This window comes from Clostridium sp. 1001271st1 H5 (genome assembly GCF_005845215.1).
GTDB lineage: Bacteria > Bacillota > Clostridia > Lachnospirales > Lachnospiraceae > Enterocloster.
In genome coordinates this window covers 329034-352068 of sequence record NZ_SPHO01000003.1, presented here as the reverse complement: position 1 = coordinate 352068, position 23035 = coordinate 329034, and the positions used below count along the sequence as shown (strand labels likewise).

At 51.8% G+C, this 23035-nt stretch carries 18 protein-coding genes; all 18 read right to left on the bottom strand.

What is annotated here, in order from left to right; all coding sequences use genetic code 11:
* Positions 1-7: 7 nt before the first annotated feature.
* The gene (gene leuB / locus FGS84_RS06610) at positions 8-1093 is read right to left on the bottom strand and encodes a 3-isopropylmalate dehydrogenase (protein WP_138306882.1); all 1086 of its coding nucleotides are present in this window, start codon (positions 1091-1093) and stop codon (positions 8-10) included.
* A 186-nt stretch (positions 1094-1279) separates the two neighbouring features.
* A complete protein-coding gene (locus FGS84_RS06605) occupies positions 1280-1912 on the bottom strand; it encodes a GNAT family N-acetyltransferase (RefSeq protein WP_138306881.1) in 633 nt (210 codons plus the stop codon).
* A gap of 58 nt (positions 1913-1970) precedes the next feature.
* Positions 1971-4091: a M28 family peptidase gene (locus FGS84_RS06600; RefSeq protein WP_138306880.1), complete on the bottom strand. Its 2121-nt coding sequence runs from the start codon at positions 4089-4091 to the stop codon at positions 1971-1973.
* An 86-nt stretch (positions 4092-4177) separates the two neighbouring features.
* Positions 4178-5140, bottom strand: coding sequence for a hypothetical protein (locus tag FGS84_RS06595; protein ID WP_243129877.1), 963 nt, complete (start codon positions 5138-5140; stop codon positions 4178-4180).
* Positions 5141-5249: 109 nt separating this feature from the next.
* On the bottom strand, positions 5250-6557 hold the full coding sequence (locus FGS84_RS06590; RefSeq protein WP_138306878.1) for an HD domain-containing phosphohydrolase: 1308 nt from the start codon (positions 6555-6557) through the stop codon (positions 5250-5252).
* Positions 6558-6669: 112 nt separating this feature from the next.
* Positions 6670-7413 carry an ABC transporter permease gene (locus FGS84_RS06585; RefSeq protein WP_138306877.1) on the bottom strand — a complete coding sequence of 248 codons (744 nt, stop codon included), beginning with the start codon at positions 7411-7413 and terminating at the stop codon, positions 6670-6672.
* Complete coding sequence (locus FGS84_RS06580; protein WP_138306952.1) at positions 7410-8171, bottom strand: ABC transporter ATP-binding protein; 762 nt, start codon at positions 8169-8171, stop codon at positions 7410-7412. The genes FGS84_RS06585 and FGS84_RS06580 overlap by 4 nt, the downstream gene beginning before the upstream one ends.
* Before the next feature lie 114 nt (positions 8172-8285).
* Complete coding sequence (locus tag FGS84_RS06575; RefSeq protein WP_138306876.1) at positions 8286-9059, bottom strand: MerR family transcriptional regulator; 774 nt, start codon at positions 9057-9059, stop codon at positions 8286-8288.
* Between the two features lie 180 nt (positions 9060-9239).
* Positions 9240-9479, bottom strand: coding sequence for a hypothetical protein (locus tag FGS84_RS06570; RefSeq protein ID WP_138306875.1), 240 nt, complete (start codon positions 9477-9479; stop codon positions 9240-9242).
* A gap of 115 nt (positions 9480-9594) precedes the next feature.
* Positions 9595-10506, bottom strand: coding sequence for an AraC family transcriptional regulator (locus FGS84_RS06565; protein ID WP_138306874.1), 912 nt, complete (start codon positions 10504-10506; stop codon positions 9595-9597).
* A gap of 22 nt (positions 10507-10528) precedes the next feature.
* A complete protein-coding gene (locus FGS84_RS06560; protein WP_138306873.1) occupies positions 10529-11932 on the bottom strand; it encodes a GntR family transcriptional regulator in 1404 nt (467 codons plus the stop codon).
* Between the two features lie 4 nt (positions 11933-11936).
* Positions 11937-15275, bottom strand: a complete 3339-nt coding sequence (locus FGS84_RS06555; RefSeq protein WP_138306872.1) for a response regulator — start codon at positions 15273-15275, stop codon at positions 11937-11939.
* A complete protein-coding gene (locus tag FGS84_RS06550) occupies positions 15275-16549 on the bottom strand; it encodes an ABC transporter substrate-binding protein (RefSeq protein ID WP_138306871.1) in 1275 nt (424 codons plus the stop codon). The genes FGS84_RS06555 and FGS84_RS06550 overlap by 1 nt, the downstream gene beginning before the upstream one ends.
* A 219-nt stretch (positions 16550-16768) precedes the next feature.
* Entirely contained in the window at positions 16769-18310 is a 1542-nt protein-coding gene (gene rny / locus FGS84_RS06545; RefSeq protein ID WP_207739863.1) for a ribonuclease Y, read from the bottom strand.
* Positions 18311-18456: 146 nt separating this feature from the next.
* Positions 18457-19074: a regulatory protein RecX gene (locus FGS84_RS06540; protein WP_138306869.1), complete on the bottom strand. Its 618-nt coding sequence runs from the start codon at positions 19072-19074 to the stop codon at positions 18457-18459.
* Positions 19071-20162 carry a recombinase RecA gene (recA, locus tag FGS84_RS06535; RefSeq protein WP_240305767.1) on the bottom strand — a complete coding sequence of 364 codons (1092 nt, stop codon included), beginning with the start codon at positions 20160-20162 and terminating at the stop codon, positions 19071-19073. Before recA ends, FGS84_RS06540 begins: the two co-directional genes overlap by 4 nt.
* Positions 20163-20570: 408 nt before the next feature.
* Entirely contained in the window at positions 20571-21620 is a 1050-nt protein-coding gene (locus tag FGS84_RS06530) for an acyltransferase (protein WP_138306867.1), read from the bottom strand.
* Between the two features lie 138 nt (positions 21621-21758).
* Positions 21759-22928, bottom strand: coding sequence for a ribose-phosphate pyrophosphokinase (locus FGS84_RS06525; protein ID WP_138306866.1), 1170 nt, complete (start codon positions 22926-22928; stop codon positions 21759-21761).
* Positions 22929-23035: the final 107 nt, after the last annotated feature.

The following is a 23035-nucleotide window of genomic DNA, read 5'->3' as shown; positions in this document are numbered from 1 at the left end:
ATCCAAATTATCCAATCTGTTCCGCAATCAAATCACCCATTTTACAGGTTCCCACCTTGGTGCATCCCTCCGACATGATGTCGCCGGTGCGGTATCCCTGGGTCAGCACTGCCTGCACTGCCTTCTCAACCGCATCCGCCTCACGGTCCAAATCAAAGGAATAGCGGAGCAGCATGGCGGCTGAAAGAATGGTGGCAATGGGATTTGCCATATCCTTGCCCGCAATATCAGGCGCAGAGCCATGGCTTGGCTCATAGAGGCCGAATTTGCTCTCATTCATGCTGGCGGAGGACAGCATTCCGATGGAGCCTGTAATCATGCTGGCCTCATCTGAAAGGATGTCCCCAAACATGTTCTCCGTGAGAATCACATCAAACTGTCCGGGATTCATAACCAGCTGCATGGCGCAGTTATCCACCAGCATATGCGACAGCTCCACCTCCGGATAATCCCCGGCCACTTCCTCCACTACCTTCCTCCATAACCTGGAAGAATCAAGGACATTCGCCTTATCCACGCTGGTCACCTTCTTCCTGCGCTTCATGGCTATGTCAAAGGCCTTAATGGCAATCCTTCTGATTTCATTTTCATTATATGTAAGGGTATCCACGGCTGTCATGACGCCGTCCACTTCCCTGGTATACCTGTCCCCAAAGTAAAGGCCGCCCGTAAGCTCCCTCATGATGACCATATCAAAGCCATCCCCTATAATCTCCTTCTTCAGGGGGCATGCCTGCGCCAGCTCCTTATAGAGATACGCCGGCCTGATATTGGCAAACAGCCCCAGCCCCTTGCGGATAGCCAGAAGCCCTGCCTCCGGCCTGAGATTAGGCGCCACATCATACCACCGAGAGTTGCCCACATCTCCGCCAACCGCTCCCAGAAGCACTGCATCGCTCTTCCCGGCTGTCTCCAGTGCCTCCTCTGTCAGCGGAACCCCATAGGCGTCAATGGAGCATCCCCCCATCAGAATTTCCGTATAGCCGAACGAATGGCCGTACACCTTTCCCACCCGGTCCAGCACCTTCCTGGCCTCTCTCACAATCTCCGGTCCAATCCCATCACCTGGAATCACAGTCACATTATAATCCATGTTGCATATCTCCCCTATCTTCTATTCTTTATGGTTATATCTACCCATAGTAATATAATTTCTTTCAATCATATATCATTTGAAAAGGTATTTCAACCTTTCCAGCGGAATTTCGCCATAGTGGAATATACAAGTTTGGAATTATTATCATAAACAAAAGTTATGGGGCAACGGTTCCCCCTGCCCTTACACCTCCCGAATCAGACAATACTGTTTCAGCTCAAAGTGCTTCTCCAATACTCCGAAAACCTTAAACCCAAAGTGTTCATACAGCGGCACATTATCCGGATTATGAGTCTCCAGGGATATCATAAGCTTGTGCTGGTCAGCATACCGGATGACCTCATCCAGCAGCAGGGCGGCCAGGCCGTGGTGCTGCATATCCGGCCGGACAGCCAGATAGATAATGTGAATCCGTTCCGTCCGGTGGAGCTGGGCCGTCCATCTGGAGTTGAGATAATCCTTGCCCAGCATGAATTTCCACAGGGTCTTAAGGCTGGGGTCCTCCTTAATCAGGAACTCATCGGTCCGCAGGGAAGCCCATGCCTCTGCCAGGTAATAGGTCAGAGGGTTATAGGGCTCTGATTCATCGGAAACAACCAGCAGGGAATTCATCTCAGGGCTGTCCGAGTATATCTCGCAGGTTTCGTAGAATTCTGTCAGGTCACAGGCAAACAGCTCCGGCAGAAGCCGTCTGCGTATCTCCTCATCCGGAATCAGTTTACAGTATAATGGGTCGTGTTCAAAACACCCGGTCAGAAGTTCCTCCAATCTGGGCAAATCCTCCTCCTTGACCCGGTATAATTGTGGGCTTTCCATCTCTCAGTTACTCCTCCTGTATTTTAATCTCATTTGTATATAACTTTCCTGCCGCGTATTATGCCCCGGCTCCGCGCCCAGCCGTAATAAGACCTGCATCCGCCAGCTGTGCCGCCTGCCCTATGGCCTCCAGAAGCTTATAGGCGGATGCAGTCATGTACCGTATGTCATCCTCATAACAGCCAAGCTGGTCCTGCCGCGCCCTGACAAGGGCTGCGTATTCTTCCTGTGTATCCGTCTTTCCATGCAGCGCCTTGGCCTTCAGGCTCTCAACCAGGCCAAACAGGTTCTGGTGATGGACAATCCTTCCCGTCCCCCATTTCAGACGGCCCGGAGGCTGGTTCAGGACGTATTCCGTAAAATAGGTATAGACTTCCTCATCAAACAGAAATGCATAACGGTTGTTGTCTATGGTATACACAGCCTCCAGTGCGCCGCTCAAATCATGATTTTCAAGGCAGGCAATGGCCCTGTCCATGGCCCTTACATTTTCCTGGACAGCCTGCTGCGGAAAGAGCACGTCATCGTGCCAGCTCAGCCGCACAAAGTAATCCTGTTCCTTTTTAAAGATGCGAAGAAGCGCCCGGTTCAGGGGCGCGCACCCGGCTGCCAGTTTCAGGGCTGCTGCTTCCTCTCCCCGGTCCAGCAGACAGCCGTATGCGCGGTTGATTTCCCGTATTCTTCCATACAGCGCATTTCCTGCGGCCGACGCCTGCTCCAGCGCGGAAAACAGCCCGGGCCGGTCTGCTTCTGACCCAGGGCAGGCATTGCTGTCAACGCTGCGCCCGGCCCCCTCAAACAGCCCTGAGAAATTCATAGGCACCGCGGCTGTCCTGTCAAAAGCAAGGACAAGACCGGCATACATCTCATGATGGAACCGGTACACCGGTTCCTGATAAAAATTCTCATTGTCGTACTGGGAATGGTAATGCGTCTCCATGAATTCCCCTGAGCTGAAATCGTTGACCATGGAGGGTATCCCGCCAATGGCCATGGAGAAATCATCGGACCAGGTCTGTATGGGACTCAGCACTTCCACTCCTCCGGGGTATGGCTGGCAGGTCAGGGAACCTGCCGTTCCATCCTGTGCTTTTGTGCTCCCATTTATTCCCATACGCTTTAAAAAGTCCTCCAGAAAATCCGCATATTCATACACGCACCGCACAGCATCCTTCCTGCCATGGGCATGGGCCGGCAGTTCAAAGTTCAGGTCCGCAATAACCTTTCCCGCCCAGTCGGGCCTGGCTGTAAATACCTGCTCATAGGCGCCGGTGGACCAGTCGTATTTGGAATTCACCACGCCCCATTCCTCTGCCGCCATAGCGCAGAATATAAGGGTCTTCCTGGGCTTATAGCCTGATTGCAGCACGGCCCTGGCTATGCCCAGCATCATGGCCACCGCAGCGTTGTCGTCCTGAAATCCGCTGAAATAGGAGTCGTAATGGGCTGTCAGAAGAATCATTCCCTCCTCCGGCCCGGGTATGGTTCCTATAATGTTATACGTCTCCTGGTCCCTCAGCACCGTAGATGAGGCGTCCAGGCGCACCTGCACCTGGTTTTCCCTTCCCATGGCCGCCTTCAGCACAGCAGCGTCCGCACGGGACATGGAAAAGGCGGGCGCATCTGCAGGCCCCGCTATGTCCTGGGCGTTAAGGGCTGTGTCGTGTATCTCCCCATATCCCTGTTCCTGGACCGCAATCAGGGCGGCAGCCCCCTTCAGCCGGGCCTGGTACACGGGATAATTAATCCACCACTCATCCCTCTGGTTGATATCAATGAGAACCAGCTTTCCTGCCGCATCCACATTCCTGTAATCCGCCGCAGTACCCTTTCCCAGGTATACCAGGCTGAATTCCCGGAATCCGCCGGTATGGAAATCCGTCTGGTAAGCCCCTAACTGGAACTCATAGTCCCTGCCCTCACGGTCCGTAAACTGCATCACCGCCTTCTCAAACTCCCAGCTGTCCACAGTTATCCTGTCCTTGTGTACATCCGCAAGTCCCAGGGACTTCATCTCCCGGACCAGCATCTCCCCTGTCTCAAACTCTGCCCCGGACCCGGCGGTTCTGTATCCCAGCACCGGATTGGTCCGGTACTGCTCCATCCGCTTGGCCAGGCAGTAGGAGTACCCGGTGTCTGTCTCCCTGCGTATACGCTCTCTCCATTCTTCCTCATTCACCACGCATCACCTCAATCACCTCAAAAATAGCTGTAGGAGTACATTCCTATACTCCTACAGCGCCATATCTTCCATGTTCAGTTGTTTTACTGGTTAATCTTTGCCCCGTCTTCCCCTACCAGATAGGCATCCGGCGTCAGACAGTTGGTCAGCATCTCTCCGTTGTCAGCACAGTAGTACTCCTTACCGTCCCACTGTACCCATCCGGTCGCCATGTAGCCCTCAGCGTCAAAGAAATACCACTTATCGCCTATCTGCTGCCAGCTGCTGACCGGATAGCTGCCGTCTGCATTGCGGTACCACCATCTTCCGTTCTCAACGGCCTGTACCCATTCCCCGTTTCCTCCCGTGGGATTCTCCCTGAATTGAGCCGCCTTTTCCTCCGGTATGTAGGTGCTGGGAGATTCCGTCCAGTTTCCCTTTTCCTTGCTGTCAAATTTGCTGACAGGCCGCACCCTGACTGTGTAGGCTGTATTGCCCTTCTGCAGGCGCTCACGGCAGTTGCACGTATTTGTGTTCACCGTCATGACAGCTCCCACCGCCTTGTCGTCCCTGTACACGCGTACCTCATAGCTTCCCGCTGCCGGTATGGCATCCCAGGCGGCTATTCCCTCCTCTGTAAGGACCACATTGGCCAAATCATGAAGGGAGGTGTTCAGGGCCTGGAGCTCCACCTCCATCAGCAGGGTGGTGCTGGAATCCTCCCGCTTGGAGTTTTTAAACTCAGCTCCGCCCTTTATGGTCACCTTATCCTTTGGAAGGGACTGGAAATAATAATCATCGTTGGCTGTCAGGGTAATCTGAATTCTGGGAATGGTATCCTCCCGCCATTCCACATCGTCATTCAGAATGTCGTAGCCATCCACAGAGTACTTATTACTGCTGGTCTCAATCTCTATCTGCTCGTCTCCGAAATCCGTATCCGGCTTTATCTCAGCTTTTATGGTCAGGTTTATGGACTTAATGGGCTTACGGCTGGCGCCGTATGCAGGAAACACCATCAGGGCGGCCAATACTCCTGCTGCGGCCACCATTAAATTCCGCTTCATGTGCAGCATATTACATTTCCTCCTTTTCCGTTCCTATATAACCCTACTTTATCCAGTTTTACCTGCTGTGTCAATATACATTTCCTTAAGATTCCATGGAGACTTCCGGTCAATCCCAGCCCTTCATTTTACCTGCCAGGACCTGATACTGCTGCTGCATCTCATGGTATTTATCCAGGATAGGCCGTGAGCGCAGTCTGACCGCTTCCATGATGGAATCGTAATTCTCCACAAACATGGATACAATGACTGCATCTATCAGGCCCTTTCCCGCCATATCCTCCAGGACGGACACTGTCTTTTCCTTTGAAAATGCATCCTTATAGCTTCTGGTTCCTGTCAGGGCGCTTATGATATCAGCCACCGCCACAATCCTCTGGAGCGTATCCAGGGACTCAGCCGCCAAGCCCTGGGGGTAACCGGAACCATCCAGCTTCTCATGGTGGCGCAGGGCAATATTCTTTACCCTCTCAGACACACTGGCCCCCAGTATATGCCCGGTCAAATCCACATGGGTCCTCATGACCCTCATGGCCTGAGGGCTCAGCTTACCCGGATATTCCAGTATCTCCACCGGAATTCCTATTTTCCCCAGGTCATGGAGTATGGCGCCGCAGGTCACATCCCTGACCTCATCGTCGCTGTCCAGGATACGGACCGCCAGTTCCTTGCTGATGACCGTGGTGGTGATGGTATGGGTCACTGTATGGGGGCTTCTGAAGTCAATAACATAGGTCAGCATCCGCAGAAGCGCCTTGCGCTCATCCTCTGAAAAAGGCTCTTCTTCCATGGCGCGGTCAAACTGGGCAGACACTTCTTCGGGCAGGCAGTAATCCTGGCCCTGGACAGCCAGACGGTCCAGGACTTCCGGTCCCAGGCGCCTGAACAATTCAGCCGCCCTGGGGCTGTAGGACAGCCCTTCCTGCCTTCTCAAAAATTCCACGAACCGCTGGTACCCGCCTGTGTATCCCGATGACCCAAAGTAAATGTCCGCCCGGTCGGCCAGATTGATGATTTGGGCTGCCTCCCTGATTCTCTCAGGCACATCCTCCAGCTTTCTCAGCCGGTTCCAGGGCATATGGTGATACAGGATGACGGAAGCCCAATCCCCAAAGGGGGTAAAATAATGGAAAAACAGATATCCGTAAATGGAATGATTCCATACTTCCTTTGTCTCAAACTCCACCATCCTGTCGATTTCGTCGGTTTTATATGCGCCGATATCATGAAGAGCAGCGAGAATCAACAGGTTCCTTGCCTCCAGCGGCGTATAGGAGCCGTCCTCCTTCAGCATCTGGAACACCAGATAGGAAACACGCGCTCCATGTCCAATCAGTCTTGGGTCCACCAGATTAAAGGCCCTTCTTGCAATATTAATCAAATCCTTGTTGCCCACAGGCAGGGAATATTCCGGCATAATAACTCCTTTTCACACACTCCAGCTTATAATTCTCTGCCTTTTATTTTCACATAAAGCCTGCCATAAATCAAGTCCAAACCAGCTCCATTGCAAAAGGGAATGTTTACTCTCATTCCCACTTAAAATACCGGAGGGAAATCCCGCTGCACACCAGGAAGCACACTGCCATGTACAGACAGGATTTCCACACGTCCTCCGCCGGCTGCCCCAGGGAAACAGCCTTCAGCAGCTTGACGGCCTGGGTCAGGGGAAGGATATCTGCAACCCGCTGCAGGGCAGGCGGCATCACCTCATAGGGCAGGGTGGTGCCGGACAGGGCCAGCATGGGAAAATACAATAGGCTTGCCGCAATGCCTGCAGTCTTCACATCCCGCGCAACGCCCCCCACCATTATGCCTATGCTGAATACAGACAGCATGACAAACAGGAACACAGCCATGTATGCCGCCGCCGAGCCTGCAAAGTGCGCTCCGAAAAACAGGACTGAAGCCATATAAACCAGCACCAGGGCCGCCAGGGAGTAGACTGCATAGACCGCTGCCTGGACTGCCAGAAGCAGGGCCGGGCTGGCTGGCGTTACCTGATACCGCTTCAGTATCTTCTTCTGCCTGTATTCCGAAATCACCAGGGGCAGCCCCATAACGCCGCCTGCGCAGACCGCTATGGTGGTGACAGCCCCAAAGGATTGCTCCAGGAACGTATATCCTGCCCCCGGATAGGCAGGCTTACTGCCATAAATAATTCCCAAAAGTGAAATGATAACCAGGGGCATGCAGAGAGCAAATATAACCATATCCATACCCCTGACGGATAGTTTCAGCTCTGTTTTCAATATAGTATAAAACCGTTTCATCTGTTTTCCTCCTGTGTCCACCACAAATACGCATCTTCCAGGTTGCTATAAGGACTGTTGTCCACTGCCTCCTTAACGGTTCCCTCAAAGGCAAAATTTCCGTCCTTTAAGATACCGATTCGGTCACAGAGCATTTCCACCTCGTCCATGAAATGGGATACCAGGCATATGGTAAGGCCCTGTTCCTTCATTTCCAAAAGGCATTTCCAGACCTCCCTGCGGGCTTTTGTGTCCAGCCCCGTTGTCAGCTCATCCAGGAACACCGCCCTGGGACCTGGTATAAGTGCCAGAATAATAAAAAGCTTCTGTTTCTGTCCGCCTGACAGCTGGCCAACCATGGCGCCGGCCTTGTCCTCCAGATTAAACTGCCGCAGCAAATCCCGGTAATCCGCTGTTTTCTCATACAGGCAGGCAGTCTCCTCACAAAGCTCTCTTACCTTGATTCGGTCCGGATAATTTGCTTCCTGGAACTGCACCCCCACCTGTTCGAACAGCTGTCTGCGCTCCTTCACAGGGTCAAAACCCAGTATCCGGACCGTTCCCGCATCAGCCCTCCTGGTTCCCAGCATACATTCCACAGCCGTACTCTTTCCTGAGCCATTGGCCCCCAGCAGTCCATATACCTGGCCCGGCCTGATTGTAAGGCTCAGGTTCTCAATTACCTTTTTACCGGAATAGGACTTGCTCAGTCCTGAAACCGTCACCGCTTCTTCACAGCCAGCAGTATTCCCATCCTTCCATTGTTGTGCCTGATTCATCATTTTTCCGCCTCCTTGATTCATGTGTATCAGAATATTAGCATAATTCCAGGGTCTGGTGGATAAGTGTAGGCTTTTCCGGAATAGGTTCCCGCTGGTGCCTGCTTTCGGTTCTCACAGCTGATTACCATGTCCCATCTCCATCATCTTCCTTATCTGCGATTCCACATACCCTGCGTTCTCCCTGGCCTCCGCCAGGGAAGTGAGCAGCTTATCGCAGGCAGTGATGATATCGTCGTCCCCGCCGGGCGTATCAATGATTCTCCGGATATTGGCGGACGGATTCCCGGACAGGGCGTTTAACATCCGCAAAATAGACGAAAGGGAATAGCTGGCGCACCGGAGGGAGCGTATGATGGCCAGCCTCTTAATATCTTCCCCTGTATAAACCCGGTAACCGTTGGCTGTCCGCCTGACGGAAAACAGGCCGTTAAGCTCCCAGTTCCTCAGCGTGTCAATGGTAACTCCCAGCATATCCGCTGCTTCCTTTCTTGTGTACACAGCCTGGCCGCAGCCATTTTCAGGCCAGGGGCCTTTTATGCCTGCAAGCAGTGCCCGGCATGTCCGGACAGCCTCCTCTGCATGTTTCATCTCCCGGTCCAGCTGGGTGCTGTAACTTTTTGTCATCTCCAATGCCTTCCCATAATCCCCTGACGCTGATGTCTTAATGATGGCCACTGCCTGTTTCCTCAGTCCGTTTTGCAGGACCTCCACCCGCAGGGCCGCCCTTGCCAGCTTAAACTGCTCCACATGAAGCTCCGTAAATATCCGGTAACCGCTGCCTGTCCTCTCTGCCTTTGGAATCAGGCCGTATCTTTCATACAGACGCACGGTGTTAACATGAATTCCAAACATCCTTGCCAGGTCCACTGTCCTGTATGTCTTCATAAAAATGCACCTCCTCTCCCTTTATATCACAGTCTCCAACCCTGGTGTTATAATGTAGGGTTCTCTCTTTCAGCACAAAATCTGCAGTGCGAAATGAAAAAGCAGGTTCCGAAGAACCTGCAAAATACACCGCCATCAAATCCAGATGGCAAAATCATCATAGTGAAAAATTCCGCTCCCTTAAATCTCACTGATGTGATGATACACAATCCTCACATAATCCTCCGGCTTCTGGAAATCCAGTTTCAGGGCCAGGCTGCCATGATTCTCCCTGAATTGGTCCCATAACACCTTCTGGGCAGCGTATGACTTGTTGATATCCCGCCATTTTCCATCCGGACATACGGCGTTGACTGCGCCGCTGCACTGATTCACAATCTGCAGGAATCCATTCATGTTCAATATAGTAAGTTTTATCACAATCCAACACCTCCAGGAATATGCAGCCCCTTCCATGACCGTGGGAAGAAGGTGCCATACCCTCTTCCTACTATCATTATAGTGCATCACATTACCCAAAGATATCGAATTGCTGTCATCTTATATTACTATTCCGCCACTTTAGCCGGTACTCCTTGGGGCTGCATCCCATGCAGCTGCGGAATACCTTGCCGAAGTAACTGCTGCTTCCCAGGCCGCAGGCCTGGCATATGCCGGTGATGGGCTCATTTCCCTCGGCCAGCATCCAGCAAGCCCGCTGAAGGCGGTAGCTGGTCACATATTCTACCGGGGTCATATTCAGGCAGTCCTTAAACACTCTGAAACACTCCCGCTCACTGATGAAGGCGGACGCCGCAATCTCCTTTACCGACAGCTTATCCCCGCAGTGTTTGTGGATGAACGCCATCATAATTTTTATTTTCTGGCTGGACCGGCTGCTGTATCTGGTGCTTTTCTCCATGGTCCCTGCCAGTGAAAGGAGACTGCACCATATTTCGGACAGGGCTGCCCGCAAACGGATTTCATAGCCATACTCATCCTCCGATATCTGAAAGGACCGCCGCAGGGCTTCCAGGACAGGTCCGTGGGCCGGCTGGTCCGGGTACAGCCCGATTATCTCTATCTGGGACAAGGTCACAAGGGGCGATACATACTTCCGGTCAATGATGCTTCCGCTCTGACCGCTGATTAGCAGCGGGTTAAAGATGTGAAGAAGGGTAGCCACCTCCGCCCCATCCCTTGCCCTGGACATATGAAGCACGTTTGAATTCACAAAACCCCCTGAGCCGGCAGTGAAAACCGTCCTGCCCTGAGGCGTATCATATTCCAGGCTGCCCTGCTCCATGTAAAACAGCTCCACCTCTTTGTGCCAATGCCAGGGGGATTGTCTTCCCGCGCACTTATCCAACTCCACATAGGAAGCAATGTAGGGAAATTCCGCCGAGATTCCCGGCAGTTCCTCTTCATAGCTTCCCGGTTTAAGCTCAACTTTACGGATTACCTTCATAGCAGCCTCCTGTTCCGGAGCCTTATTGCGGGGCGCCCATATGTTCCAGGAACATCCGTACCTCCTGATATTCCCATCCCATCAGTTCTTTCACATCGTGGGAGAACGCCTCTGCGTTCCCCTCCTGCAGATGCCGGCCTGCCAGAGCCACAATGCCTTCATATTCCATGTGTATGTCCCTTTCCTTCAGGCGCAGCAGCACAATGGGATACCCCCATACAATCAGCTCCCTTAGCTTTTTGTAACACTCCTTTACCAGATTCAGCCCGCAGCTTTGTTCAATGAACCCAAGCACCACCTCAAAGGCCATATAGCTTTTCCGTTCTTCCCTGAGCTGGCAGACATCATGTTTCAGCTTCTCCACAACATACGCCGGCGCATGCTCCAGTGTATACAGCACCACCTGTTTTATGGTCAGCATCATCAGCTGCAGACTTTCAATATACAGCTTCATACCCTCCCTTATTTCCGGATTGGCCAAATCCACCCCCTCCGGCTCTGTCAGGACAAGGGTCCCCTTTCCGTGAAAGGACCTGGTCATGCCCATGCTGTCCAGAATGGACAGGGTACGCCTCACCGTATTCAGGGACACCTCATAATGCTCCGCCATCCGCGGAAGAGACGGCAGATAGGTTCCCGGCGGATAGATTCCCTTCTCAATTCCCCACAGGATGCGGGATGCAAGCGTATACCTCAGCTGGGGACGCTGCCTGTAAATATTCCAGTAAAAAGGAACCTGCTTCGCATCCTCCATGCCGTACTCCGACTGCGCCTGCTCTATGAAAGAAAACAAATCCGTCACAGCGCGGCCATAGGACGCCTCAAAGGACTGTCCCAGCAATGAAATGACATCATCCCTGGACAGTCCGTCCAACTCCTGGTCCGTGAACTTTTTCCGGGATTCCTGGTCAGACAGATAAGCGAACCTTATATAACGCACAGTCTCCCAATAGAGATTAAGAAACAGGCGGTTGTCCAGCGCCCTGAATGCCAATATATAAAACTCCACCGGCATGGATACGGCTCCTGCCTCCGGGTGCTTCATATTATATAAAAGGGATTCCCATTCCTCATCCTTCCACCGGTTCAGACCTTCCCGCCACAGCGGCTCAAACAGCAGCTTTCCTGACTGGGCCAAATCCACGATTCCCATTTTCCTCGGCACAAAATACCTGGCTGCATTCTCCCTGAATCCGGCTGGTCCTGCTTTATAAATCACCTTAGGTGTCTTTCTCGGTTCAACCCTTATATATCCTCTGTTCTCCAGGGAGGTCAGAGCAGCCCTTACGGTTGCCTGCGCCAGATGGAACATCTGGCATATTTTCTTTATGGACGGAAGACTTTCTCCATATTTATAATATCCATAAAGAATCCTGGCCTCAAAATATTCATATACCAGCCTGTTTAAACCACTGTCAGCTTTCATCCTTTCACCTCAAATACTTATATATCATCTGCTCCAGCACACCGGCGTCTATGGGTTTTGCAAAATGTGCTGTCATTCCGGCGCGAAGGGCGTTCTGAACATCCTCTGCAAATGCATTGGCAGTCATGGCTACGATGGGTATAGAGGCCGCATCCTCCCTGTCCAGACGGCGGATAGCCCTTGTGGATTCATATCCATCCATCTTTGGCATCTGCACATCCATCAGAATCATGTCGTAATAATGTTCAGGGACTTGTCGGAACCGTTCCAGGGCTTCCTCCCCGTCACAGGCTTCCTCCACCTCCACTCCCATCTCCTCTATCAGGGTTCTGGCAATCTCACGGTTCATTTCATTGTCTTCCACCAGAAGGATACGCCGGCCTGTAAAATCCGCCCGGCCTGTAAATCCGTTCCATTCCTGCCCTTCCTTTTCACCGCTCAGCTCGCTGAGAAGGTAGCATATCTTGGACCGGTAAAAGGGCTTTGCCAGAAATGCGGATACGCCGGCTTCCCTGGCCTCTGTCTCAATTTCCGCCCAGTCATAGGCAGTCAGCACAATGACGGGAACCTCTCTTCCCACCTTCTGCCGGATGCGGCGGGCCACTTCCACCCCATCCATATCCGGCATCTTCCAGTCCACAATAACCAGGCGGAACGGGTCCTCTGAATCCTTCAGCTCCAATACCCGCCTTACTGCCGCAGCACCTTCCGTGACAAACTGAGGACGCAGTCCCATATCCCCTAAAAGCTCCGCCGCATTCTCACAGGTCTGTTCATCATCATCCACAATCAGACAGTGGATGCCTATCCATTCCTCCGGCACCTCCTCAGGCACTGCATCCTGAATCAGCAGGGGAAGGGCCACTGTGAATACAGAGCCTTCGCCCGGCCTGCTTTCTACTATGATATCACCATTCATTAAATCTATCAAATTCTTAGTAATGGCCATTCCCAGACCGGTCCCGGTAATCCGGCTGCTGGTGGAGTCCTGGGCCCGTTCAAAGGGCTGGAACAGCTTGCCCACAAATTCCTCGCTCATACCGATTCCTGTGTCCGCACACCGGAACACATAACGCCCATATCCTCTTCCTACCCCCCGTTCCTGCTTCACCTCCACATGGATGCTTCCCCCTTTTGGGGTGTACTTGGCTGCATTGCTCAGGATATTAATATATATCTGACGGATTCGGAGGGCATCCCCCACCACATCCTCACTTTTCAGGGTTTCCAGATGCACATCCATTTTCAGGCAGTTGGCCTCGGCCTGGGGACGCACCAGTTCCACTGATTCCGCCACCAGCTCAGCCAGATTAAAGGGTTCCTCCCGTATGGATAGCTTCCCGCTCTCGATTTTTGACATGTCCAGCACATCGTTAATCAGACTCAGAAGATGCTTGCTGGACAGGCTGATTTTCTTAAGACATTCCATCACCCGTTCCCTGTCGCTGAGATGGGCGGTGGCAATGGCCGTCATGCCTACAATTGCATTCATGGGAGTCCGTATATCATGGCTCATATTGGACAGGAACCGGCTCTTGGCCTCGCTGGCCGCCCTGGCGCTGTCCAGCGCGCTCTGAAGGGCGCGGCGTTTCTGTTCCTCCTCATAGCGCTGTTCGTCAATACGGCGTGAAATCAGGATTGCCAGTTTATCCTCTGAATAGGGATTATCCACATGGATAATCTGTATGGATACCCAGTGATACCTGCCGTCCCCAAGCATCTGCCTTACATCCAGGAACACCTCGCTCTTCTCCCGGCCAAGGGTCCTGTTCAAATTCTCCGCCGAAAAACGCCGGCCAAATTCTTCCTGATGTTCCGGATGAATCGAGGACGCAGCGTCCTCAAAAAGCTGGCTGTAGGACTCCTGACAGCCCAGATTCAGCATCAGTCCCTCTTTTACATAGATAAAGTTTAATGTATCCTTAGTCAGGTTAAGACTGACAATCACCGGATATGCATTGGAAATGGCCCCTACCAGGGTAAGGCGTTCCTGCAGCTTCTCCCTCTCCGCCTCCTCCTCCGCCAGTTTTACGTCCGTGATGTCGTGGATAGCTGAAATCAATACAGGGCTTCCATTTTCATCCAGGGTCCTCTCCACGATTCCGGCTCCCCAGAAATACCCATTATCCGCAGTAATCACACGTATCTCAAAGATATTCTTTCTGCCGCTTTCTGCCGTATCCCTAAACAGTCCTGCCAGATTTTCATAGTCCTCCCGGTGTACCACATCGCGCAGGCTTTTTCCCTTCATGGCATCATTGGATGCCCCCTCAGGACACCGGAGCAGCCTCAGCCCTTCCTGATTCAGCTGGAGGAAATCATAGGGGGAATCCACAGACATCAGGGCAATTCCCTCGGGCACCGCATTGTACAGGCGGCTGATATAGTCAGCCTGGTTCCTTAATTTCCGGTTGGTCCTGTTGGCATAACGCAGATAAAAGGCCAGCAGCAGGGCAATCCCCAGCAGGATACAGCCAATCAGGGTAAAAGCACGCACAAGTATCTCATTTGTCTGGGCATTGACCACATCCCGGGGAATAATGGAAATCAGGTACCAGTCGGATTGGAGCTTCAAAGGCACATAGCAGAATACGGTATCCTCCCCCTGATAGCTGAAGGTTGCCCAGCCCGTATACGAATTCTGAAGGGACTGGGAAAACTGTTCCAGACTCTCACGGCTGTTCCGGGTCTCCGGCAGCATATCAAACAGGTTCTTGACTGTTTTGTTGCTGTTTGGATGGGGAGAACGAATCAGCACATCCCCTTTCAGGTTGACCACATAGGAAAATCCGGCATTATTATAGAAAGACAGGGTAAAGCTGTCCACAATACGTTCCACTTCATATTCCTTTACCAGGTATCCCTGCACCCCGTCCTGCAGCGTAACCCGGACAAACAAATCAAACACATTGACACCGGTGACACTGCTGATATGGGGGTCAATGATGCCGTTCTTCCGGTCCGTACCGTCAAGCGTTTCCCTTGCCCCTTCGTCAATCTTCCCATACGCGGGAATACAGGCCCCGTCCGGCAGATACAGGCTGATTCCACTTTCTATCTGGGAATAATAATCCAGCAGAAATCCCAGTTCCTCCTGCTGTCCGGAAGCAAATCCCTTGAGATTCTCCGCCACAGTCCCCATGGACTGGTAATCCTCCGTAAGCTGGATTTTCAGGGTGTTGCAGCCCTGCTGCGTGCTCTCTATGATGGTCTGGACAGACTGTTTCCACAGCTCCTCCTTGACCTCATGTATGAACAGGAACGTCAGGGCGCAAAGCACTGCCCCCACCAAAACAGCAGCCAGGGCAATCTTCTTTTTTATACCGGTTCGGTTCCTGTCCATTACCATCCTCCCATTCTCCCTGCTGCCTCCTGGTCCATCCATTCCATGGTATCATCCAGGGTTTCCCCTGCCATCAGACGTTTGGACGCCTCCGCTGTCAGGTCCCATATGGGCAGTTCCAGAAGCCCATCCGTCCCGATGACAGTCCTTCCTGACTGATAACAGGCGACCATGGGCTGCATCTCTTTTACGGACGACGGAATCCCTTCCTTTAAAGGACTAAAGGAGGACTGCTGGTCCGCGAACTTCTGTATGTTCTCAGGACGGGTAAAATATTCCACAAAAACCAGGGCTTCATCTATATGCTGGCTGTCCCCATTGACGCTCAGGCGCGTATCTGCATTGATGACCACTAGTCCGCCGTCCTCCAGCACAGGATAAGGGACCACCTCAAAGTCAAAATCCGGATTCATGCCCTCCACCCGGCCGGCCGCCCATGCCCCAGTCAGCATGAATGGGGACTCTCCTTTTACGAATTCTTCCAAATCATCCGAGGTCTTTTGGGTCTTCAATGCCTTTTGGGCATCCACATAACCATTGTCAAGGAACTCCTTGACCAGAGAAAAACCAGGAGTCATATAGAGGCTCAGCTTATCCTTCCCCTCATTCAGGCGGCCAAAAATATCCCTTTCCTGTTTTTCCTGATACGCCGGATAAAAACTCAGGCCAATGGCCAGGGTCTTCAGCGAGATATCATTGTTTGCTATAACCGGAGTAATGCCCTGTTCCTTAAAATAACCGCAGACCTGCCTCCATTCCTGAAGGTTCTCCGGTATTTTCTGCTTATGTTCCTTCAGCAGTTTTTTATTGCAGTAAAGCCCAAATCCCGATACCGTGGTGGGAATCCAGTAAATCTTTCCATGCTCATCCATCTGGCCGAGCATGGAGTCGCTGTAGCCCCGGATGGTGTCAAGACCGGATAAATCCACCAGCAGTCCCCTGGCCTGCATCTCTAACAGGACATCGTGGTTCACCATGAACACATCGTCGCCTTTGCCTGCATCCATCCTCTTTTCCAGGGCTTTGTAATAGTCGTTTCCCTTAAGGCTTTCATAGGATACCCTGATGCCTGGGTTCTCCTTCATGAAGTCCGACAGGATTTCCTCAATGACCGTTACATTTTCCGGCTCATATTTATTGCCGAAGAATGTGATTGTGGTGACATCCTCATCGGGCACCTGGATATTGACAACCTTATTCCCAGTACTGCATCCCCCCAGCATAAGGGTACATGCCAAAAATACCGTGCCAAGCCCTGCCATCCGTCTATTCATATCATATTCCTCTCTTTGATTCCCCTAAGCAGGAGTCCTGCTTCCGCCTAACTCTGCTCATATATATTCTAGCATGATACATCCCATGGCACAATCTCTTTTTTACTCTTATCCCTCTGTCACGGGCGGTTTGCGCTCCGCCCAAAAAAAAATGCCCCAAACCCGCATGAACACTACATTCTTGCGGGTTTTAGGGCATTTATCTTTCACTCCGGACAATTACTTGGCGTAATCCGTAACTCTTGATTCACGAATCACATTTACCTTAATCTGTCCCGGATATTCCAGCTCGTCCTCAATCCGTTTGGAAACATCTCTTGCGAGCAATATCATATCATCATCGCTGATTTGTTCCGGAACTACCATGATACGAACCTCACGGCCTGCCTGAATGGCAAAAGACTTGTCCACTCCCTTAAAGGAATTGGTAATATCTTCTAATTGTTTCAATCTGTTTGTATATGTCTCCAGCGTCTCACGTCTTGCACCAGGTCTTGCAGCAGATATGGTATCGGCTGCCTGTACAATACAGGAAATGAGGCTGGTAGGTTCAACATCGCCATGATGGGATTCCACCGCGTTCAGTACAGTGGCAGATTCCTTATACTTCTTACACAGGTCTGCGCCCAGCTGAACATGGGTACCTTCCATGTCATGGTCAACGGATTTACCAATGTCATGTAATAAACCGGCACGTTTTGCTAAACGTACATCCACTCCAAGTTCTGATGCCAAAAGTCCTGACAGCTGGGCCACCTCGATGGAATGCTTTAATGCATTCTGGCCATAGCTGGTCCTGAATTTCATCTTACCAAGTAACTTAACGAGTTCCGGATGAATTCCATGGATGCCAACTTCAAGACAGGCTGCTTCGCCCTCTTCTCTCATGTTGTTCTCCACTTCCTTCTGTGCCTTCTCTACCATCTCCTCGATTCTGGCCGGATGAATCCGTCCGTCCACAATCAAACGCTCCAATGCAATTCTAGCAACTTCTCTGCGTATTGGGTCAAATCCGGATAATACTACTGCTTCCGGGGTATCATCGATAATCAGTTCCACACCGGTAAGGGTCTCAAGGGTACGAATGTTACGGCCCTCTCGTCCAATGATGCGGCCTTTCATCTCGTCGTTAGGAAGCTGTACAACAGAAACCGTTGTCTCAGCCACATGGTCTGCAGCACACCGCTGGATGGCAGTCACCACTAAATCCCTGGCCTTCTTGTCAGCTTCTTCCTTTGCCTTGTTTTCAAGTTCCTTAATTAATTTAGCTGTGTCATGTTTTACATCATCTTCAACAGATTTTAAAAGATATTCTTTTGCCTGTTCGGAGGTTAGACCGGATATCCGTTCCAGTTCCTGTATCCCCTGCTCATACTGGGCTTCCACTTCTGCAGTACGTTTACTGAGAATGTTTTCCCTCCTGACCAGGTCCGCCTCCTTCTTTTCCAGGGCATCTGCCTTTTTTTCAACGTTTTCTTCCTTGCTTAATACACGTTTTTCATAACGTTGAAGTTCCGCTCTTCTTTCCTTGGTTTCCTTCTCTAACTCATTTTTCGTCTTTAAAGATTCTTCCTTGGCTTCCAGGAGAGCTTCTCGCTTCTTTGTCTCTGCGGTTTTTAATGCTTCATCTATTATTTCCCTTGATTTCTCTTCTGCACTTCCTACCTTGCTGTCATACTGCTTCCTCTCGTAATTGCGTGCAGCAAACCAAGTAATAATAGCCACAACTATCATAACGATAATCATCATCATAGGGACCATTATCTGTGACACAGGAGCACCTCCTTATTTAATTTTCATTGTACGAACTACAACATATTAATTTTATACTTTTTTCAGAATTATGTCAAGTATCTTCCCCTTATTTTCCCGCAGAGACAGACAATATAGACAAATTGCAATAGGCCCTATTCCTGGTTTTCAGCGGTTTTAATCTCCCTCATCACCCTGTTTATCACCTCAAAGGAGTATCCCTTCCGCCCTAAGAAGGCCGCCAGACGGCCTTTTTCCTGGTAGGAAGCCTCCTTTCTGCCCCCCAGGCGCTTGGCCAGAGCCTGTCTGGCTGATTCCTCCTCATCCACAGGCGATTGCTCCAGGGCCTCCTCTATATAAGAGGAATCCACGCCCTTTTGCTGCATCTCATACACCATCTGGCGGCGGCTCTTTTTCCCGGCATAGGAGCGCACATAGCTCTGGGCATAGGCACTGTCATCCAGAAAATGATATTCCTTCAGGAAATCCGCTGCATGGTCCACTGCCTCCCTGGGATATCCTGCCTTCCCAAGTTTTTCCTTCATCCACTTCTCGGTCTTTCCCGAATCCTTTAATAAATGCAGGGCATATTCCTTGGCCCTTGGACGCAGTACATCCCTGAGTATTTCCCCATAGACCCTGTCTTCCAGTTCCCTGCCTTCCTCTATCCTGTACCGTTCAACCTCACCCCTGTATAAAACAAAGGCAAAGCCTTCCTCCAGGAAGACTTTGCTCTTTCTCTTATCTACAGGAATGACGGCTGTGACCATCATACCAGCTCAGGGGCATCTGCTTCCCCTGCTTCCGTTTCCATTGGTTTGGCGGCTGTCCTCAGGACCTCGGCAGCCTCCATGGCCTCCTCTGCACCGGGCAGCTCATACTTTGACCTAACTTTGGCCTCCACCTCAGCGCAGATGGCCGGATTATCAGACAGGTACTGCTTGGAATTCTCACGTCCCTGGCCAATCTTAGCTCCGTTATAAGCAAACCAGGCGCCGCTCTTCTCAATGATGTTCTCCTTAACTGCCAAATCCAGGATATCGCCTTCCTTGGAAATGCCCCTGCCAAACATGATATCGAACTCAGCTTCCTTAAAAGGAGGCGCAATCTTATTCTTCACCACCTTTACCCTGACACGGTTGCCGGTGACCTCTCCGCCCTGTTTTAAAGTCTCTATCCTGCGGACGTCCAGACGCACGGATGCGTAGAACTTCAGGGCCCGTCCGCCGGTGGTTGTCTCCGGATTTCCAAACATAACGCCAACCTTCTCACGCAGCTGGTTGATGAAAATGACAATACAGTTGGACTTGCTGATAACAGCGGTAAGCTTCCTCAGGGCCTGCGACATAAGCCTGGCCTGAAGGCCCACATGGGAATCGCCCATCTCGCCGTCAATCTCGGCCTTGGGAACCAGGGCTGCCACGGAGTCCACAATCACGATATCCACGGCGCCGGAACGCACCATGGTTTCGGTAATCTCCAGGGCCTGCTCACCGTTATCCGGCTGGGAAATGTACAGGTTATCAATATCCACTCCTATGTTCCTGGCGTATACAGGGTCCAGGGCATGCTCTGCATCAATAAAGCCTGCAATGCCTCCGCGCTTCTGCACCTCTGCCACCATGTGAAGAGCCACCGTGGTCTTACCGGAAGACTCAGGTCCGTATACCTCCACAATCCTTCCCTTGGGAACTCCGCCCAGTCCCAGGGCAATATCCAGGCTGATGGAGCCTGTGGGAACCGTCTCAATATTCATATTGGCCCTGGAATCCCCCAGCTTCATGACAGAACCCTTTCCATACGCCTTCTCAATCTGGGTAAGGGCAGCATCCAGCGCCTTTAGCTTCTCATCTTTATTCATATCGCGGTTGATTACATTACTCTTTTCTTCTCTGGCCATAGTATCCTCCAATGCCTTCTATACGAACAAACGTTCTCTAATAGTTACAATAATAGTATAGTTCACCCAAAATGTCAACCTCTATTTTCCCGCCACGCCCCTTTTTCACGCTGGTTTCATACTACTCCCAAACCGTTTTCCTGTCTGCATTACTAATGTGAATTCCGGGCGAACCGCCCCTTACAGGTGCCTGTGCACGCACCCCAACGCCTGCTCAAAACATGCAGTGCCAAAGCTGTCACGGCAAGAAATGCCGCGGAAGTAGTATCAGAATACCATAGAATCACAGAGATTGCAAGAAGTTTTGCCGGATAATCCGGCGCGCTGTCCGGCCGGCCGCCCTGCATGGCAGGGAACCGCCCGGCCGGCCTACCTTCCTCCGGACAACACGTAATAGACCCCGGGCAGAAACCGCCTCATGGCGTTTCCAATCAGGGTGCTGACTGCCGCCATAAACGCAGGCATCAGGATAAATACGGTCAGGGCTATAACCTCACTTCCGGGGAATAAGACCGCTGCAGCCTTATTGATGAGCCTTACCCAGGCAAAATGGATGGCATACAGGAAAAAGTTATGCTTCATCCACTCCCTGGCAGCCGGAAGCTTCGCTGCCTTTACAGCCAGGACAGCTGCGCAGACTCCCCACAGCCTCCAGCACACAGTGAAAAGAGGCCGCGCCCACAGCAGGCCCTCAGGGCGGCCCAGGTACCGGAGCAGAACCATGGCCAGCAGCAGGAACGCTGCGGCCGCCATGTTTCCTCCGGCCCCGGCCTTTTCCTCTATTTTCCTTCCCCAGGTATCCCTGTGAAGGCTCACCCAGGCAGCGGTGCAGAAATAAAACAGGGCGTCCAGGTTAAGGACCGGCATGGCCCGGTTCATCCACAGGCCCCAGGCCATGATTCCCAGAGCAGCAGCTCCCGTGGCATTTCCCCGCATCACGGCGTAAATCAGGGGCGCCAGCGCCACCAGAAGTATCAGCTGGAACAGATACCAGAACACGGGATTATAGGCATAGCACACAAGAGCCTCAAAGAGCCCGGCCCCTGTAAATGGTACAGGGGACTTTCCCACCACCCCTGCCAGGCCGGGCAGGCGGGTGGCTGTCACATAGCCCATATAATACAGAAAATTCCACAGAAGATAGGGCAGCACCAGGCTCCTTACCCTGGAACGCCACTTGGGTATGAGTTTTTCCCAGCTGAAGCCGCGGTAGAACAGATAGGAAGACACCATGAAAAAGCCCGGCACTGCTATCTGTCCCAGACTCTCTCCCAGTATATGTTCTATCCGCGCCACCTCAAGGGCTGCCTCCGGGGTCCCCATAAACAGCTCCCCGTTAAAGGAATGCACCCATACCACCAGCAGGCTGAACAGGAATGTCAGCCAGTAAACCTTGTCGCGGAACTGCTTTTCTTCCATAATATAATATCTTCCCCCTGTCCATGGCATTGCCGGATATCCAAAAAGGCCGTCCCCGCAGCCTGCCGAAGCGCCGCGGCATACCCCGGCTGGCAGATACTAGGAAAACGGCCTTTTATCCTTTACATCATGTTCCTGTTAACTGCGGTACTGAGCCAGCAGCCTGTTGATACGCTTGGTAGGCGTCAGCAAATCGCTCAGGGATGCGTCATGATTCAGGTTGTCAATGATTAGGGCAATATACTTGCTCATATCCACATTAATATAGTAAGGTCTCTCAAGAAGGTCCGGGGTCTGGTATACCAGATTAGTGGTCAGTATCCGGTCAATGATTCCCTTATCATAATACTCGTCGAACTTTGTAAGTCCCCCTGTAAACAGACCAAAGGTGGCGCATACAAAGACCTTCCTGGCCTTTCTGCGTTTCAGCTCCTTGGCCACATCCATGACACTGTCCCCGGAGGAAATCATATCATCGATGATAAGCACATCCTTGCCTTCCACACTGGCTCCCAGGAACTCATGGGCCACAATGGGATTACGTCCGCCCACAATTTTCGTGTAGTCGCGGCGCTTATAGAACATGCCCATATCCAGTCCCAGCATGTTGGCAAAGTACACGGCCCTGCCTGTACCTCCCTCATCCGGGCTGATAACCATCATGTGGTCGCTGTCAATCTGCAGGTCCGTCTCATTCTTCAAAAGATATTTGAGGAACTGGTAGATGGGCTGCACTGTCTCAAATCCTCTTAAAGGAATGGCGTTCTGGACCCTGGGGTCATGGGCGTCAAAGGTAATGATATTCTCCACTCCCATATTTACCAGTTCCTTAAGAGCCAGGGCGCAGTCCAGGGATTCCCGGCCGGAACGCCTGTGCTGGCGGCTCTCGTATAAGAAAGGCATGATTACGTTAATCCTGTGGGCTTTGCCTGCTGCCGCTGCAATCACACGCTTCAGGTCCTGGAAATGGTCATCCGGCGACATGTGGTTGGTCATGCCGAACAGGGAATAGGTCAGACTGTAGTTGCATATATCTACCATGATATATAAGTCGTCGCCTCTTATGGACTCCGTCACCAGCCCCTTGCCCTCGCCTGTACCAAACCTGGGGGTAACGGCATTGATGATATAGGAATCCCTCTGATATCCGGAAAATGCTATGGTAGACTTGTGTTCGCTCTCCCGCTCCCGTCTCCAGTCCACCAGATAAGCATCCACCTTATTGCCCAATTCCGTACAGCTCTTTAACGGAATCAATCCCAACGGACCAACGGGAATGGTTTCAATGATTTTCTCCTCATACAACATGGTTAACATCCTCCTGTTTTTTGCCCCAGGCATCTTTGCCTGGACCGGCATATACTTTTATACCATCATTCTCCATGATTCGTCAAGGCCCTTCCGGCCCGGAAATG